The 17,042-nt window shown below is 72.5% G+C and carries 14 protein-coding genes; 11 read left to right on the top strand and 3 right to left on the bottom strand.

Translation table 11 applies throughout. The annotated features are described in order from the left end of the window. Positions 1–130 precede the first annotated feature (130 nt). Positions 131–2,677, bottom strand: coding sequence for a transglycosylase domain-containing protein (locus MTR79_RS29055; RefSeq protein ID WP_244792344.1), 2,547 nt, complete (start codon positions 2,675–2,677; stop codon positions 131–133). A 272-nt stretch (positions 2,678–2,949) separates the two neighbouring features. Here MTR79_RS29055 and MTR79_RS29050 point away from each other — a divergent pair, with 272 nt between their 5' ends. The 4 genes from MTR79_RS29050 to MTR79_RS29035 are packed head-to-tail and all read left to right on the top strand — an operon-like array spanning position 2,950 to position 6,475. Then, positions 2,950–3,750, top strand: a complete 801-nt coding sequence (locus MTR79_RS29050) for an ABC-2 family transporter protein (protein WP_225252703.1) — start codon at positions 2,950–2,952, stop codon at positions 3,748–3,750. Further along, complete coding sequence (locus tag MTR79_RS29045; RefSeq protein WP_048460535.1) at positions 3,743–4,564, top strand: ABC transporter permease; 822 nt, start codon at positions 3,743–3,745, stop codon at positions 4,562–4,564. The genes MTR79_RS29050 and MTR79_RS29045 overlap by 8 nt, the downstream gene beginning before the upstream one ends. Positions 4,565–4,572: 8 nt before the next feature. Beyond that, positions 4,573–5,592: an ATP-binding cassette domain-containing protein gene (locus MTR79_RS29040; protein ID WP_189365228.1), complete on the top strand. Its 1,020-nt coding sequence runs from the start codon at positions 4,573–4,575 to the stop codon at positions 5,590–5,592. Between the two features lie 34 nt (positions 5,593–5,626). Then, complete coding sequence (locus tag MTR79_RS29035) at positions 5,627–6,475, top strand: DUF1707 domain-containing protein (RefSeq protein ID WP_086698649.1); 849 nt, start codon at positions 5,627–5,629, stop codon at positions 6,473–6,475. A 25-nt stretch (positions 6,476–6,500) separates the two neighbouring features. Here MTR79_RS29035 and MTR79_RS29030 read toward each other — a convergent pair whose 3' ends face one another. Beyond that, positions 6,501–7,799, bottom strand: a complete 1,299-nt coding sequence (locus MTR79_RS29030; protein ID WP_189365260.1) for a GDSL-type esterase/lipase family protein — start codon at positions 7,797–7,799, stop codon at positions 6,501–6,503. 1,278 nt (positions 7,800–9,077) lie between these two features. Between MTR79_RS29030 and MTR79_RS29025 the strand changes: the two genes are divergently transcribed. Together MTR79_RS29025 and MTR79_RS29020 are read left to right on the top strand one after the other, a co-directional pair. Further along, complete coding sequence (locus MTR79_RS29025; protein WP_244792342.1) at positions 9,078–10,424, top strand: DUF445 domain-containing protein; 1,347 nt, start codon at positions 9,078–9,080, stop codon at positions 10,422–10,424. 102 nt (positions 10,425–10,526) lie between these two features. Then, positions 10,527–12,005 carry an MFS transporter gene (locus MTR79_RS29020; RefSeq protein WP_189365230.1) on the top strand — a complete coding sequence of 493 codons (1,479 nt, stop codon included), beginning with the start codon at positions 10,527–10,529 and terminating at the stop codon, positions 12,003–12,005. A 50-nt stretch (positions 12,006–12,055) separates the two neighbouring features. On the opposite strand, the gene MTR79_RS29015 is transcribed toward MTR79_RS29020, so the two are convergent. Continuing rightward, complete coding sequence (locus MTR79_RS29015; protein WP_086705343.1) at positions 12,056–12,358, bottom strand: hypothetical protein; 303 nt, start codon at positions 12,356–12,358, stop codon at positions 12,056–12,058. Positions 12,359–12,572: 214 nt separating this feature from the next. Between MTR79_RS29015 and MTR79_RS29010 the strand changes: the two genes are divergently transcribed. The 5 genes from MTR79_RS29010 (at position 12,573) to MTR79_RS28990 (ending at position 17,019) form a co-directional block, all read left to right on the top strand. Then, entirely contained in the window at positions 12,573–12,995 is a 423-nt protein-coding gene (locus MTR79_RS29010) for an Hsp20/alpha crystallin family protein (RefSeq protein ID WP_189365232.1), read from the top strand. A gap of 153 nt (positions 12,996–13,148) precedes the next feature. Beyond that, the gene (locus MTR79_RS29005) at positions 13,149–13,634 is read left to right on the top strand and encodes a DUF2267 domain-containing protein (RefSeq protein WP_086705345.1); all 486 of its coding nucleotides are present in this window, start codon (positions 13,149–13,151) and stop codon (positions 13,632–13,634) included. A gap of 128 nt (positions 13,635–13,762) precedes the next feature. Then, positions 13,763–14,344, top strand: a complete 582-nt coding sequence (locus MTR79_RS29000) for a sugar O-acetyltransferase (RefSeq protein ID WP_244792340.1) — start codon at positions 13,763–13,765, stop codon at positions 14,342–14,344. 263 nt (positions 14,345–14,607) lie between these two features. Further along, the gene (locus MTR79_RS28995) at positions 14,608–16,095 is read left to right on the top strand and encodes a hypothetical protein (protein WP_244792338.1); all 1,488 of its coding nucleotides are present in this window, start codon (positions 14,608–14,610) and stop codon (positions 16,093–16,095) included. Positions 16,096–16,167: 72 nt separating this feature from the next. Next, a complete protein-coding gene (locus MTR79_RS28990; RefSeq protein WP_244792337.1) occupies positions 16,168–17,019 on the top strand; it encodes a DUF1963 domain-containing protein in 852 nt (283 codons plus the stop codon). Positions 17,020–17,042: the final 23 nt, after the last annotated feature.

Genomic DNA, 17,042 nt, shown 5'->3' with positions numbered 1-17,042 from the left:
TTCACCGCAGCGGACACCGCGCTTGGCCCGTGATGACGCCCTTCGGTCGTCGGGCCGACCAGAGAAGAATGCTCGTGAAGTGGCCAACGGCACACCCGGACCCACGACCGACTGATCCAAACGAAAGTGCCTAGTTCCAGCGGCGTCCGTCGAGGGCGCCGCTGAGTCCGCCGGGGCCGGGGAGTTCGTCGCGGTTGGAGCCGCCGTCGTCGGTGCTGCCGCCGGTGGTGTCCTCGCCGCCGCCCGTGCCGGTGCCGTCGCCGGTGTCGCCGCTCTGGCCGCCGGTGGGGGAGCCGGTGGAGGTGCCGCCGGTGGAGTCCTGGTTTCCGCTCTCCGTGCCGTCGTCGCCGGTGTCGTTGCCGCTGTCGTCCTCGGGGGTGCCGCTGTCGGTGTCCTCGTCGTCGGGGGCGCCGGTGGCGGGGGAGGAGGGGTCGTCGGAGGAGGACGGTCCGCCGCTGGAGTCGGGGGCGGGGGGCTGGCTCTCGTTGGCGCCGGGCTGGAGCCGCAGGTTGAAGGAGCTGACGGGTTCGCCCTTGAGGGCGTCACGGGTGTACTGGCCCCAGATCTCGGCGGGTGCGCCGCCGCCGTTGACGCGGGGCAGGCCCATGGCGCCGTAGAGGGACTTGTGGCCGGCGGTGACGGGGTCCTGGCCCATGACGGCGACGACGGTGGCGAGGTCGGGGGTGTAGCCGGCGAACCAGGCGGCGGTGTCCTCCTCGGCGGTGCCGGTCTTGCCGGCGGCGGGGCGGCCGGAGGTCTGGGCGGCGGTGCCGGTGCCGTTCTCGACGACGCCCTTGAGGACGGAGGTGGTGGTGTCGGCGGCCTCGCGGCTGACGGCCTGCCGGGTGCGCCGCTCGGGGAGGGCGATGTCGCGGCCGTTCTGGGTGATCTCCTCGACGAGGGTGTACGGGGTGTGCTTGCCGTGGTTGGCGAGGGTCGCGTACGCCTGCGCCATGTCGAGGACGCTGGCGCTGGCGACGCCGAGGGCGATGGAGGGTCCGGCGTCGTCGAGGCTGGGGGTGTCGGGGGAGATGCCGAGGTCGACGGCGGTCTGACGGACCTTGTCGGGGCCGACGTCGACGGCCATCTGGGCGTAGACGGCGTTGACGGACTTGTCGGTGGCCTCGCTGACGGTGATGTCGCCGTAGTCCTCGTGGTCCTCGTTCTCGGGTGCGTAGCGGGGGCCGGCCCAGCCCTGGACGGGGCGTTCGCTGGTGCCGTCGTAGCGGGTCTGGGGGGTGATGCGGCGGCCGTCCTGGGTGCGGGCGTCGTTCTCGACGGCGGCGGTGAGGACGAAGGGCTTGAAGGAGGAGCCGGTCTGGAAGTCCCGGCGGGTGGCGTTGGGGGTGTACTGCTTGACGTAGTCGACGCCGTTGTACATCGCCACGACCTTGCCCGTCTTGGGTTCGACGGAGGCGCCGCCGGCGCGGACGTAGGTGTCGACCTTGCGGTTGTTCTGGTCGAGGCGGTCCATGAGGTTGTCGTTGACGGACTCGACAAAGGCGTCCTGCTTGTCCTTCTGCAGGGTGGTGGTGATGCGGTAGCCGCCGGCGTCGAGGGAGGCCTCGTCGACGATCTTGTTGTCGGTGAGGTGCTGCTTGACGACGTTGACGATGTAGCCGCGCTGCCCGGACATGCCGGTGGAGTGGGTGGTCCGGTTGGGCACGGGGAAGGTGAGGCGGGCGCGTTCGGCCGGGTCGAGCCAGCCTTCGTCGACCATGCCGTCGAGGACGTAGTTCCAGCGGTCCTCGACGAAGGCGCGGTTCTCGGGGTGCGCGATCACGTCGTACTGGCTGGGGGCGTTGACGAGGGCGGCGAGGTAGGCGGCGCGTCCGGCGTCGAGTTCGGAGGCGTCCATGTCGTAGTAGGCGTGGGCGGCGGCCTGGATGCCGTAGGCGCCGCGGCCGAAGAAGCTGGTGTTGAGGTAGCCCTCGAGGATCTCGTCCTTGGACTGGTTGCGGTCCAGCTTGATGGCGATGAAGAACTCCTTCACCTTGCGGGTGACGGTCTGCTCCTGGCGCAGGTAGTAGTTCTTCACGTACTGCTGGGTGATGGTGGAGCCGGACTGCTTGCCCTTGCCGGTGACGGTGTTCCAGGCGCCGCGGGCCATGGCCAGGGGGTCGACGGCGGACTCGGTGTAGAAGTCTCGGTCCTCGGCGGCGAGGACGGCGTGCTGGGCGTCCTTCGAGATCTTGGAGAGGGTGACGTTCTCCCGGTTGACCTCGCCGTCGCGGGCGATGACGGAGCCGTCGGCGTAGAGGTAGACGTTGGCCTGCTGGGTGGCGAGGGCGTTGGCGGCGGGGATCTGGACGAGGGCGTAGCCGAGGAGGAAGCCGCCGACGAGGAGCAGCGTGGTGACGAGGAACGCGCCGAGGACCATGCGCCAGGTGGGGACGGCGCGGCGCCAGCCGGTGCGGCGGGCCTTGAGGGCCGCGCGGCGTTCCTCGCGGGCGGCCTTCTTGTCCGTGGCGGCACCCGGCTTCTCGGCGGAGGCGGCGCCGGACTCCTGGCCGGCGGCCGTGGCGGCCCCGCCGTTCTCGTCGGATTCATCCGATCGTGTGGCGTCGGCGTCGTCCGTCCGGGTGTCGTCCCGGGCGTCGTCGGGCGCGTCGGTCGATCGAGGCTCGTGCGATGCCCAGCCCGGGCGGGGCTTCTTCGGCTGCGGCTCGTCGCTCATGTCGTGCACGGACTCCTGATTCGCCTCGTTCGTTCCCGTACGCCTCATGTGTGTGCGTACGCCTCGTGCGTGCCTCTTATTGAAGACTGTCGCACCTGTCGCCGCCTTCGGCGGGCGGCGACGCGCGTCGTGCGTCCTGCGCCGTGTCGCCCGTTCGGCCGCGCCGGCTGTTCACCTGACCGGAGGACGGGCCGGAAAACCCGTGGCGACGCGATCTCTCCCCGGACTAGGCTCCTGCGCTTCGGTTCCTAGGGCGGGAGGGGTGGAAAGGGGTGGGTTCGGCACGGTTGTACCTGGCCGTGGCGGCCCGGGGATTCCGGCGGTACGCGTCGTACCGGGCGGCGACCGCGGCCGGGGTGTTCACCAACACGGTGTTCGGCCTGATCCTCGTCTACACGTATCTGGCGCTGTGGGACGAGCGTCCGGACCTCGGCGGCTACGACCAGGCCCAGGCGGTGACGTACGTGTGGCTGGGGCAGTGCCTGTTCGCGGCGCTGGCGCTGCAGGGCGGGGGCGTCGAGACGGAGCTGATGGAGCGCATCCGCACCGGTGAGATCGCGGTGGACCTGTACCGGCCGGCGGATCTGCAGCTGTGGTGGCTGGCGGGCGACCTGGGCCGTGCGGCGTTCCAGCTGCTGGGGCGCGGGGTGGTGCCGTTCCTGGTGGGCGGGCTGTTCTTCCCGACGGCGCTGCCGACGCGGTTCGACACGTGGGTGTGGTTCGCGGTGGCGCTGCTGCTGGCGGCGCTGGTGAGCTTCGGGATCCGCTATCTGGTGGCGCTGAGCGTGTTCTGGCTGCTGGACGGCACGGGTGTCAGCCAGGTGATGATGATCCTCGGGGTGTTCTTCTCGGGCATGGTGCTGCCGCTGAACGTCTTCCCGGGCGGGTTCGGCGAGGTGGCGCGGGCGCTGCCGTGGGCGGCGCAGCTCCAGGTCCCGGCGGACGTGCTGATGGGGGAGACGGCGGTGGCGGGGGCGTTCGCCTTCCAGGCGATGTGGGCGGTGCTGCTGCTCGCGGCGGGCCGGCTGGTGCAGTCGGCGGCCACGCGCCGGGTGGTGGTGCAGGGTGGCTGAGCGCGGCGCGGTGCTGGAGGGGCTGCGGGCGTACCGGATGATCGCCGGGATGTGGGTGCGGTCCGGGATGACCTACCGGGTGTCGTTCGTGTTCACGCTGTTCGGCAACCTGGTGATGACGGGGATGGACTTCGTCGGGATCCTGCTGATGTTCTCGCAGGTCGACTCGCTGGCGGGCTGGTCGCTGCCGGAGGTGGCGTTCCTGTACGCGGCGTCGGTGACGTCGTTCGGCCTCGCGCATCTCGCGGCGGGGTCGATGCCGCAGCTCGGTTCGCGGATCAGGGACGGTTCCTTCGACGTGCTGCTGGTGCGTCCGGTGCCGGTGCTCGCGCAGGTCGGCGGGGACCGTTTCTCGCTGCGCCGCCTGGGGAGGATCGCGCAGGGCGGGGCGGTGCTGGGCTGGGCGCTGGTGGCGGCGGACATCGACTGGACGGTGTCGAAGGTGCTGCTGGTGCCGCTGATGGTGGTGTCCGGCGCGGCGATCTTCGTGGCGGTGTTCGTGGCGGGCGCGGCGTTCCAGATCTACGCGCAGGACGCGGCGGAGGTGCAGAACGCGTTCACGTACGGAGGGACGACGATGCTGCAGTATCCGCCGGCGGTGTTCGGGAAGGACCTGGTGCGCGGGGTGACGTTCGTCCTGCCGCTGGCCTTCGTCAACTGGGTGCCCGCCGCGCACGTCTTGGGGCGTCCGTACCCGCTGGCGCTGCCGGGGTGGGTGGCGTTCGCGTCGCCGCTGGTGGCGGCGGGGTGCTGCGCGCTCGCGGGGCTGGCGTGGCGTACGGGACTCAGGTCGTACAGGAGCGTGGGGAGTTGAGCGGGCGGATGGAGACGACAGCCGGACCGGACACGGACGGCCGGGCGGAGGCGTTCATCGAGCTGGACCGGGTCGAGAAGGTGTTCGACGTGCGGCGGCGCAAGGGGCTGCTGCGGCGGGAGCGGCACCAGGTGCGGGCGGTGGACTCGATCTCCTTCACGGTGGCGCGTGGCGAGATGGTCGGTTACATCGGGCCGAACGGCGCGGGGAAGTCGACGACGATCAAGATGCTGACGGGCATCCTCACGCCGAGCGGCGGCCGGCTGCGGGTCGCAGGGATCGACCCGTCGCGGGAGCGGACCCGGCTGGCGCACCGCATCGGTGTGGTGTTCGGGCAGCGCACCACGCTGTGGTGGGACCTTCCGCTGATCGACTCGTACAAGCTGATGCACCGCATGTACCGCATCCCCGACGCCCGCTACCGGGAGAACCTCGCGCGGCTGGTCGAACTGCTCGATCTGGGCGACCTGCTGGAGGTTCCGGTGCGGCAGCTGTCGCTGGGGCAGCGGATGCGCGGGGACATCGCGGCGGCGCTGCTGCACGACCCGGAGGTGCTGTACCTGGACGAGCCGACGATCGGCCTGGACGTCGTCTCCAAGACCCGGGTGCGGGAGTTCCTGCGGCAGGTGAACGCCGAGCGCTCCACGACCGTCCTGCTGACCACGCACGACCTCCAGGACATCGAGCAGGTCTGCTCCCGTGTGATGGTCATCGACCACGGCCGGCTGGTGTACGACGGGGCGCTCGCCGGGCTGCACGAGGTGGGGGAGAGCGAGCGGACGCTGGTGGTGGACCTGGAGCGGGAGTGCCCGCCGGTGGAGGTGCCCGCTCCCGCCCGGGTGGTGCGGGTGGACGGGCCCCGGCAGTGGGTGGCGTTCCCCGCGTCGGAGCCGGCGGCCGGGCTGGTGACGCGGATCGCCGAGCGCTACCCGCTGGTCGACCTGTCGGTGCGGGAGCCCGACATCGAGGCGGTCATCGCGCAGATGTACGCGGAGCGGGCCGGGCGGACGCCGACGCGGCCCTCGTAGCCGTGTGACGGGGACAACTCGTAGGCTGCTGGGTATGACCGACGACGCACCCGCACCGGACCTCCGCGCCTCCGACGCCGACCGTGAACGGGTCGCCGAAGTCCTCCGGGACGCCCTCGCCGAGGGGCGCCTGGACATGGAGGAGTTCCAGGAGCGGCTGGACGCCACCTACCAGGCGCGCACCTACGGGGAACTGGCCCCCATCACCCGTGACCTGCCCGCGTCGGGCACGGCGGTCGCGCCCGCCGTCTCGCTGACGAAGGACCCGGTGACGGGCGGCAGTTGGGCGGACCGCATCGTCGGCGGGGACGACTCGGGGCTGTCGACCTGGGCGGTCGCCGTGATGAGCGGCTTCGAGCGCAAGGGGCGGTGGACGGCGCCCCGGCGCTTCAACTGCTTCGCCTTCTGGGGCGGCGGCACCATCGACCTGCGCGACGCGAACTTCGCGGACCGCGAGATCGTCATCAACGCCGTCGCGATCATGGGCGGGATCGACGTGACCGTGCCGCCCGGCGTGGAGGTCGTGGTGCGCGGCGTCGGCGTCATGGGCGGCTTCGACCACCGCGAGGAGGGCGTGCCGGCCGAGCCGGGCGCCCCGCGCGTGATCGTCACCGGGTTCGCCTTCTGGGGCGGGGTCGGCGTGCAGCGCAAGCTGCCCCGCGCGGAGCGGCAGCGGTTGCGCGAGGAGCGGCGGCGGGAGAAGCAGGAACTCAGGGAGGAGCGGCGGCGGGAGCACCTGGAGCGTGCGGAGCGGCAGCGGCAGCAGCATCTGGACAGCGCCGAGCGGCATCGCCGGGAGCTGGAGGAGTCGCGGCGTCTCCACGACCCGCTGAACCTGCACGGCACGCGGGAGGAGCGGGAGCGGCGGCCCGAGGACCGCTGACCGTGCTCACCGGGCCCGGCGCCGGTCACAGCCGGGCCGGCGCCCCTCCCTTCAGCGCCTTCAGGTCGAACGTCTCCGCCATGCGCGCGTAGCCCTCGTCGCTGGGGTGCAGCCCGTCCCCCGAGTCGTGGCCGGCCCGGAGGCGTCGGGGGTCGTACCCGTCCCGCACGGCCTCGTCGAAGTCCACGACCTCGTCGAACACCCCGCCGTCGCGGATCTCCGCGTTGACCCGCTGCCGCACGTCCTCGCCGTACGCGGTCCAGCCGTGGTGCCCGCGGTACGGCATCAGCGTCGCTCCGACGACCTTGATCCCCCGCGCGTGCGCCCGCTCGGTCAGGGCCGTCAGCCCGCCCGCGATCCGTTCCGGGTCGGCGGTGTCCGGCGCGCGGAGGATGTCGTTGACGCCCAGCACGACGACCACGACCCGCACGTTCGCGCGGCCCAGCACGTCCCGGTCGAAGCGGCGCGGCGCGGCGGCGTTGCGCGGCGGCCGGCCGGGCCCGTCGGCGAGGACGCGGTTCCCGCTGAGCCCGGCGTTGACGACGCTGTAGCGGGGGAGGTCCCGGCCGGACGCGAGGGCCGCGCGCAGCCGGCCGGACAGCACGTCGGGCCAGCGGGCGTCGGCGCCGGTCGTGGACGAGATGCCGTCGGTGAGGGAGTCGCCGAGGACGACGACCGTGCCCTCGGAGTCGTCGCTGAGTACGTCCAGCGCGGTGACGTACCGCCAGACGGTGCTCTGCCCGTTGTACGCGGCCCCGGTGGTGTCGCGGGTGTGCTCGCCCTCGGCGACCCAGGAGATCTGCCGGGCGTGCTCGTGGTACGTCACCGGGCCCGAAGGGGCGGGGGAGTACGTGCTGATCAGCACGTGCGCGTCGCGCGGGACCGGGACGCGCACGGCGTCGCTGACCACCTGTCCGCCCGCAGGGACGACGACCGACGGGTTCCCGGCGAAGGTGAGGGGCCGCATGGTGCCGGCGAGCGCGGCGGCCGTGTCCGGGCCGGCGGAGACGGCGATCGAGGCGTGCGTGAGGGTGAGCGGGGCGCGCCCGTAGAGGTTGGACAGGGTGACGCGGGCGCGGGTGCCGCCCGCGGTGGTGTGGACGACGTTCCGTACGGACCGGCCGGCGAGCCCCGTTGTCTCCGTGCCGGGCTCGCCGCCGCCGGGCGCGGTCGCCCAGGCGGTGACCCAGGTCCCGGCGGAGGCGGGCGCGACGGGGTTCCCGGCCCCGCCGCCGTCCCGGGCGGGGGTGTTCCGCCCGCGCAGGCCGTCGGCGGACACCCCGACGAAGATCACGGCGGACACGGCGAGCACGGCCGCGAGCATCGCGGCGAGCAGGGCGGCGTACCGGCCGGGCCGGCCGGGGCCTCCCGCCGCGACGGGGTGCGCCCGTCCGTCCGGCCGCTGCGGGGTTTCGGTGGGCCACCCGCCCGGGGCGGAGGGCTCCGCGCCGGGGGAGGGGGTCGCGGCGGCGGGCGGGGTCTGTCCGGGGGGCTGCCGGAGGGTTTCGGCGGGCTCCGCGCCGAAGAGGCCCTGCCTTGCGGGTGTCCCGTGCCGGGTGGGAGGCCCCGCGTCCCCGGACGGGTCTGCTTCGGGGGAGGTCCCTGTGCCTTCCGGCGGGTCCGGCACGGTGAAGGGCTCCGGTTGGGTGGGTCGCCCCCGTCGGGCGGGAGGCTCCGCGCCGGGGGAGGGGGTCGCGGCGGCGGGAGGGGTCTGTCCGGCGGGCTGACGGCGAGTTTCGGCGCGTACAGCGCCGAAGAGGCCCTGCCCTGCGGGTGTCCCGTGCCGGGTGGGAGGCCCCGCGTCCCCGGACGGGTCTGCTTCGGGGGAGGTCCCTGTGCCTTCGGGCGGGCTCGGCACGGTGAAGGGCTCCGGCGGGGTGGGCCGCCCCCGTCGGGCGGGAGGCTCCGCGCCGGGGGAGGGGGTCGCGGCGGCGGGCGGGGTCTGTCCGGGGGGCTGCCGGAGGGTTTCGGCGGGCACAGCGCCGAAGAGGCCCTGCCCTGAGGGTCTCCCGTGCCGGGCTGGAGGCTCCGCGCCCCTGGACGGGTCTGCTTCGGGGGAGGTCCCCGTGCCCTCGGGCGGGTTCGGCACGGTGAGGGGCTCCGGCGGGGTGGGCCGCCCCCGTCGGGTGGGAGGCTCCGTGCCCCCGGACGGGTCTGCTTCGGGGGAGGTCCCCGTGCCCTCGGGCGGGTTCGGCACGGTGAGGGGCTCCGGCGGGGTGGGCCGCCCCCGTCGGGCGGGAGGCTGGTGGCCGGCGGGGGCGGGCCGCCGGATGCCGTCGCGGCGCCGGGTCATGCTGTGCTGTTCTCCTCGCAAGGCGGGAGCCGCGGGCGGCTCCGTCCGTCGCACCATCGTGGGCCAGGGCGGGGGCGGCCGGGTGCGGGACGCGGCCGGAGATCATCCGGGCGGCCCCCGGGGCCGCCCCCGGCCGGGCCTTCGGGTGGTGCTTCCGTGCGGCCCGGGGTGTCCGGGCCGCGCCCGGGGTACCCCTAGGTGACGTCCCTGGACAATCCCCCCACGGACAGACGCCGGGAACTCCTGTTCCGTTCCAGGAGTCGGTCAGGCAGGGACAATGTGTGAGGGATCACCGAACGGGTGGAGCGGATGGAACGGACTGAGACGGCGGAGACCGAGGACGGGACCGCCGCCGGGCAGCGGCCCGGCGCGGGTGCCGCCACGAACCGCGCGATGACGACGTTCAGCGCCGCGGACGAGGAGAAGCGGCGCGGGGTGCGCCGGATGAAGATGACCGCGACGGGCCTGCTGCTGTTCGTCGCCCTCGTCTACGTCCTCGCCAAGTGGGCGTCCCACCAGGGCGCCGGCGCCTGGGCGGGCTACGTGGCCGCGGCGGCGGAGGCGGGCATGGTGGGCGCGCTGGCCGACTGGTTCGCCGTCACCGCGCTCTTCCGGCACCCGCTGGGCCTGCCCATCCCGCACACGGCGATCATCCCCACCAAGAAGGACCAGCTCGGCACCGCCCTCGGCGACTTCGTCGGGGAGAACTTCCTCTCCGAGGACGTCGTCCGCAGACGGCTGCGCGCCGTCGGCATCGGCGGCCGGCTCGGCGCCTGGCTCGCCGTCCCCGAGCACGCCGACCGGGTCACCGCCGAGGCGTCGGCGGCCCTGCGCGGCGCGCTGACCGTGCTGCGCGACTCCGACGTGCAGGCGGTCGTCGGCGAGGCGATCACCCGCCGGGCCAACGCCCAGGAGATCGCGCCCGGCATGGGCAAGATGCTGGAGCGGATCGTCGCCGACGGCGCCCACAAACGCGCGGTGGACGTCGTCGTCTCCCGCGCCCACGACTGGCTCGTGCTGCACAGCGACGCCGTGATGGACGCGGTGCACGGCGGTGCCCCCGGCTGGACGCCCAAGTTCGTGGACCGCAAGGTCGGCGAGCGCGTCTACAAGGAGCTGCTGCGGTTCGTCACCGAGATGCGGGACATGCCGAGCCACCCCGCGCGCGGCGCCCTGGACCGCTTCCTCACCGACTTCGCGACCGACCTCCAGTCCGACACCGACACCCGCGCCCGTGTGGAGCGCCTCAAGGGCGACATCCTGGGCCGCAGCGAGGTGCAGGACCTGATCGCGTCCGCCTGGACGGCCGTACGGGGCATGATCGTCTCGGCGGCGGAGGACGAGCGCAGCGAGCTGCGGCTGCGGCTGCGGGCGTCGCTGCTGTCGCTGGGCGCCCGGATGTCGCTCGACCTGAAGCTCCAGGGCAAGGTCGACACCTGGCTGGAGAGCGCCGCGGTGTACGTGGTGACCACCTACCGCAAGGAGATCACCCTCCTGATCACGGACACGGTGGCGAGCTGGGACGCGGAGCACACGACGAAGAAGATCGAGGCCAACATCGGCCGAGACCTGCAGTTCATCCGCATCAACGGCACGGTGGTCGGCTCGCTCGCGGGCCTGGTGATCTACACGGTGTCGCGGGCGTTGGGGGCGTAGCCCGGCCGCCGGACCGTAGGGCCGCACCCGCCGGGGACCGCCCCGGGCGTGAAAGCGGCGGGCACGGGGCACACGAGGTTCACTTCGTCGAGGAGGGAGCCCATGGCCACCGCGCAGTCCGGGACCGGACGCACCATCACCACCAGAATCCCCGCCCGCCTGGACCGCCTGCCGTGGTCCCGCTGGCACTGGTCCATCGTCATCGGCCTGGGCACGGTGTGGATCCTCGACGGGATGGAAGTCACCATCGTCGGGAACATCGCGGCCCGTCTGTCCGAGCCCGGCAGCGGACTGCCCATCACCTCCGGCGAGGTCACCGGCATCGCCGCCGCCCTCTACGTCACCGGCGCCTGCACCGGCGCCCTCTTCTGGGGCCGGCTGACCGACATCTACGGCCGCAAGAAGCTGTTCCTGATCACCCTGGCCGTCTACCTGGGCGCGACGGCCCTGACCGCGCTGTCCTTCGACACCTGGTGGTTCTTCCTCTTCCGCTTCCTCACCGGCTTCGGCATCGGCGGCGAGTACGCGGCCATCAACTCCGCGATCGACGAGCTGATCCCGGCGAAGTACCGGGGCCGCGTGGACCTGCTGATCAACGGCAGCTACTGGCTGGGCGCGGTCGGCGGCGCGCTGCTGTCCATCGTCGCCCTGAACACCTCGATCTTCCCGGCGGACGTCGGCTGGCGCCTCACCTTCGCGCTGGGCGCGGTCCTGGCCCTGGTGATCCTCCTCGTACGGCGGCACGTCCCGGAGAGTCCCCGCTGGCTGCTGATCCACGGCCGGGACGACGAGGCCGAGCGCATCGTCGGCTCCATCGAGGAGCGCGTCACGGCGGAGGAGGGCAAGGAACTGCCGGCCGCCGCGGACGAGATGACGATCCACCAGCGCACCCGCACCACCTTCACGGAGATCGCCCGGACCGTCTTCGCCCGCTACCGCAGGCGCTCCACCCTCGGCTTCGCCCTGTTCATCGGGCAGGCGTTCCTCTACAACGCGATCACGTTCGGCTTCGGCGCGATCCTCACGCAGTTCTTCGACGTGCCGTCCGGGAACACCGGCTACTACTTCGCGGTCATCGCGGCCGGCAACTTCCTCGGCCCGCTGCTGCTGGGCAAGCTGTTCGACACCGTCGGCCGCCGCGTCATGATCTCCGGCACCTACGTGCTGTCGGGCGCGCTGCTGTTCGGCACGGCGTGGCTGTTCGACCGCGGTTCGCTCACCGCGGCGACGATGACGGCGTGCTGGTGCGTGGTGCTGTTCTTCGCCTCCGCCGGCGCCTCCAGCGCCTACCTCACGGTCTCCGAGATCTTCCCGATGGAGACCCGGGCCATGTCCATCGCTTTCTTCTACGCGATCGGCACCGCCGCCGGCGGCATCAGCGGCCCGCTGCTCTTCGCCGAGCTGACCAGCACCGGCGTGGTCGGCGACACGGTGCTCGCGTTCCAGATCGGCGCGGGGCTGATGGTCGCTGCGGGCGTCGTGGCGGCGATTCTCGCGGTGAACGCGGAGCGGCGGTCCCTGGAGGACATCGCGACGCCGCTGTCGGCGGCCGAACCGCAGCAGGCGGCGGCCCGTTCCTGAGGGACGGGCTCCTGACGGGCGCTTCAACGGGGTACGGCCGGCGGAGGCTCTCAGCCCCGCCGGTCGGCCACCGCCCAGGACGCGAGGGCGACCGCGCCGGCCACCCCGAACACGGCCGGCCAGGCGCCGACCTTCTTCGCCAGCGGGTGCGACCCGGCGAAGGCGGCCACGTACGCCGCCGACAGCACACCGGCCGCCGTGCCGCCCGCCCGCTCGCGCCACTGCTGGGCGGCGGCGACCCCGGCGGCGGCGAGCACGACCCCGCCGAGCTGCCGCTTACGGGTCCAGCGGGCCACGCCGTACCCGCCGACGAGCCCGCTCGCGGCCACGACCGAACTGGGAACCTTCGCCATGCCTGCTGCCTCCTGCCACTGCGCCCGCGAGGGGCGCGGAAAACCACGGACCTCCGAGGCTAACGCGCCCGGCGGCGCCCCCTCTCACCAGCCCCGGAGCGGCTGTCCGCGCGAAACTGAGTCGGAGGTTGTCAACTTTCCAGCGGGTGGGTTATATAAGGAAGTGATCCGTAGGGCATCGCACAAGCGGCTTCATGGAAAGGAGTGGACTGTGATGCTCATGCGTACCGACCCGTTCGCCGAGTTCGACCGCCTCACGCGGCAGGCCTTCGGCCAGGCCACCCGCACCTCGGTGATGCCGATGGACGCCTATCGGGCAGGGGACGATTTCATCGTCCACTTCGACATCCCCGGCATCGACCCGGAGTCCATCGAGCTCGACGTCGAGCGCAACGTCCTGAACGTCCGCGCAGAGCGCCGTGCGCCGGCCCCCGAGGGCGCGGACCTGGTGGTCGCCGAGCGTCCGACCGGTCACTTCAGCCGGCAGCTCTTCCTCGGCGACACCCTGGACACCGAGCGCATCGACGCCACGTACGACGCGGGTGTCCTGACCCTGCGCATCCCGGTGGCCGAGGCGGCGAAGCCGCGCCGCATCCAGATCACGGGCGGCGACAGCCGCAAGCAGATCGCCGGCTGACACCCGCCCGCCCCTTCCACGCGTCCCGCGGATCCCCCTCCCGCGGGACGCGTCCACGCGCCGTACGCCCCCGGCGGGCGACGCGACACCGGACCCCCTTCAGACACCGGACCCCGTTCAGAACCGAATACCGCAGCAGGAGAGGAGCTTCGGATGACCACGCTGACGCCGCAGAAGCCCGCGATCCCGCAGCCGGGAGGCGACATCACCCCGGCGCCCGAGCCACGCCCGGCGCAGGACCCCGCCTGGCGCGAACTCGTCGACGCCGTGCGGCAGGCGGGGCAGTACCCGACGCGGTCGGAGGCGGAGAGCGTCACCCGCATCGTCCTGTCCGCCCTGGGCGGCCACGTCGTCGGGGACGAACGCGTCGACCTGGCCCGCGCCCTGCCCGAGGAGGCGGCGCGGGTGGTCGCCTCGCAGATCCCGGCGACCCGCCCGTTGACGGCGGCCGAGTTCGTCGACTCGGTGGCGGCCCGTATCGAGGGCGCCACCCCGGCGACGGCCCGCTGGGACGTCAGCTCCGTCCTCAGCGTTCTGCCGCCGCTGGTCGGCGACGAGCTGGTGACGCGCATCCTGAACCAGCTCCCGCCCGGCTACGCCCTCCTGTTCGGCAGGGCGGAGCTGACACCGGCGGCGTGACGGGCGCGCCGTAGTTCCCCTTCCTCACCGGCGAGCGCCCTCGCGCCCCTCGGGCACGGGTGCGCTCGCCGCGCGACGGAGGGCACGCTCCGTACACTCCCGGCACTCGTGAGCGTACGGTCGTACGCATGTCGACGGACTACTTCGCGGGCGATCCGCGCACGAACCTGGAGCGGATGCTCGCGGGTGACCTGTACATCGCCGACGACCCGGAGATCGGCCGCCGGCTGGAGCGCGCCATGCGGCTCGCCGCCCGCTACCAGGCCGCGTACCTGGAGGATCGGGACCAGGCGAAGGCGGTCCTGACCGAACTCCTCGGCTCGGTCGGCGAGGACGTCGAGATCCGCCCGCCGCTCTTCGTCGACTACGGCAGCAACATCACCGTCGGCGCCCGCACCTTCGTCAACTACCACCTCACCGCGCTGGACGTCGCCGCCATCACCATCGGCGAGGACTGCCAGATCGGCCCGAACGTCCAACTCCTCACGCCCACCCACCCGGTGGAGCCGCAGCCGCGCCGCGACAAGCTGGAGGCGGCGCGGCCCATCACCATCGGGGACAACGTGTGGATCGGCGGCGGCGCGATCGTCTGCCCCGGCGTGACCATCGGCGACAACTCGGTCATCGGCGCGGGCGCGGTCGTCACCAAGGACGTCCCGGCGAACGTCGTGGCGGTCGGCAACCCGGCCCGCCCGGTCCGCACCCTCTGACGGCCGCCGCGCAACAGCACGCACGGCCACCGGACGCACCGGCCTCCGCCGCCTGGGCACCCTGACCGAGGGCCTCCACCGCGCCCTCGGCGGACCCGCCTGTCACACCTGGCCCCTACAGTCCTCCCATGACACAACCGACTCCCCCCGGTGTGCCCGCCGACGGCACACCGGACGACAACACGGCTTTACGAATAAGGCAGTTGAGGGAGGACCTCGGGACCGCGAGTCCCGCCGAGGCAGGTGAGGCGGTCAGGGAACTCATGCTGCCGGCAGCGTCCGGCGGCGGCGACGCGACGTTGCACCTGGCCGTGCGGTACAGCGAAGCGTCCGACTGCTCCACCGAGGAACTGCTCCTCCTGTGGGCGAGGGCCGACGGAGACCCGTTCGGTTTCTGCGAGACCTTCGAGGCTCCGGCGTACCGTGCGCGCAAGGCCGTCAGGGCACTCGTCGCCCTGTCCGCAGCGGGTGACGGCGGACACCACGCCCTGAAACTGGCCGCCCGGTTCATCCATCTGGATCCCCACGCGTCCAAGTTCCTCGTCCGTCTGTGGAGGACGCACCCTGACCCGGACGGTTTCGCCGAGCACCTGCTCGCTCCCGCCTTCCGTCAGGAGGGCAGGACGGAACTGCGCCTGCCGTACGCCTCCTCCCTGCGGGGGCTGCGGCATCTCACGATGCTCGAGAAGCTCGACCTCCACCGGTGTGACGGGCTCACCGACCTCACCGAGGTCGGTGAACTCACCCGTCTCACGGACCTCGATCTGGGTGGCTGCACGAGCGTGGAGGACCTCACCCCGATCGGCCGGCTCACCCGGCTCACCCGCCTGGATCTGAGTTGGTGCGACGCCGTCCAAGACTTCGATCCCTTGCTGAACCTCAGCGGCCTGCGTCACCTGAGGCTGATCCGGACCAAGGTGCGTTCCCTCCGCGTGTGGGGCGAAGCACTGGCCGCTCTGGAATCCCTGGATCTCCGACACTGCGGGTCTCTCACGGACCTGGACGGACTCGCCGGACTACCGCGCCTCGCACACCTCCAGCTGAGCGGCGGCCACCGTGTCGATCTCTCGCCGTTCGCGGCTCTTCCCGGACTCCGGTCCCTGGAACTCGACAACTGCGATGAGCTGACGACGCTCGAAGGGCTGGGCGGCCACCCGCGGCTGGTGAAGCTCGGCATCCACGGCAGTCCGCTCCTGCGCACCACGGAGGGTCTGGGCGAGCTGCCGGCCTTGCGGGAGCTGACGCTGACCGGTTGCTCCACGCTGGCCGACCTCAGGGGACTCGGCCGCCTGCCCGCTCTGCGCACCTTGATGATCAACGGCTCCGCCGTCTGCGACCTCGGCGATCTGTCCGGATCTCCGTTGTCCACACTGACCCTGCTCTACATGGAGGAGTTGGAGTCGCTCGGCGCCCTGCAGGACTGCCCCGGTCTGCGTGAACTGACCGTGCGCTACCTGAAGAACTGCCCTGCGGCCGAGGGCATACCGGTGGAACGGCTCAGCTCCCTCACCGTGGCCGGCCCGAGCTGGGCCGCGTTGAGGGACATCACCCTGTTCACCGCTTCGCCCCGCCTGGCAGAACTCGACCTGCGGCACTGCCGGTCCCTGACGGATCTCCGGCCCCTGCTCGACATGCCGGCGCTGTCACACGTCCACCTGGCCGAGCGGAACGCGATCTCGCCCTCGGGGGTCCCCGATTTCGCGGTGACCGACCTCAGGGCACGCGGCGTGACCGTCACGCTGCACCCCTGACCGTCCACGGTCCGCCGCTCACCCGGAGCGACACCCCCTTGTCGAACCCACCTGACCGCGAGGAGACTCCCCATGCCCCCCGAAACGCCGGACCTACTGCGTGAGTTCCGTGAGAGAGCTCTGACAGAGGGCATCCCCCCGGACGACATCGCCCGGTGGACGGACCTCGCCCGACCCTGCGCCTTCCTTGGCACCAAGGGTGGCGGGCCGGTGGTGGGCCGGCTCGGCGGGCCCCTCATGCTTCCCCCGGACGCCCCCGACCCGTGGTGCAAGCTCGCCGCCACCGTCGACCTGGCCGCGCTGCCCGCCGGAGCGACCGACCTCGACCTGCCCGTCGACGGCCACCTCCTGCTCTTCGCCGACCCCGACCCCGACCGGATCGGGGAGGGGAACCTGGGCACCGCCCTCCACATTCCCGCAGGCACACCCGTCGAGGAACGCCCTGCGGACCTTGACCCGGAATGGAGAAACTACCCGTACGAAACGGATTTCCCGGAAGGGCTGCTCCGTCTGAGTACCGACGTCTCCCTGCCTTACTTCACTTCGGTCCCCGCGTCCGGAGCCCTTTTGGGCTGCGAGCCTCACCCGGAACATCCGTATGCGAGCGAACTGATCGAGGTATGGATGGAGATGCCGGGCGAGGGCGTCGGCCTCGGGCTTCAGCTGGGTGGATACGCCGAGGACGAGTACGGGGAGGAGGATCCCAGCGTGGCGGCCGGGCGGGAGGCGGCACGTGCGGTGGCCCGCGGCGAGCTGCCCGCGCCCGACACGGACGTACGTCCCGAGGACTGGGTGTGCCTCGCCCAGTGGATACACGGGCTCGACGGTCTGGAGATGGCCCTCTACTCCTGGTCGATCTCCCGGCAGGACCTGGCCGCGGGGCGCTTCGACAGGGTCTACGCCACCATGACCTGGAATCCGTGACGCCCAGCGGGGCGCGTGCGGCA

It is taken from the genome of Streptomyces sp. BJ20, from assembly GCF_022869105.1.
Lineage (GTDB): Bacteria > Actinomycetota > Actinomycetes > Streptomycetales > Streptomycetaceae > Streptomyces > Streptomyces griseoincarnatus.
The sequence above is the reverse complement of the archived record's forward strand: the minus strand, read 5'-3'. Positions and strand labels throughout refer to the sequence as shown.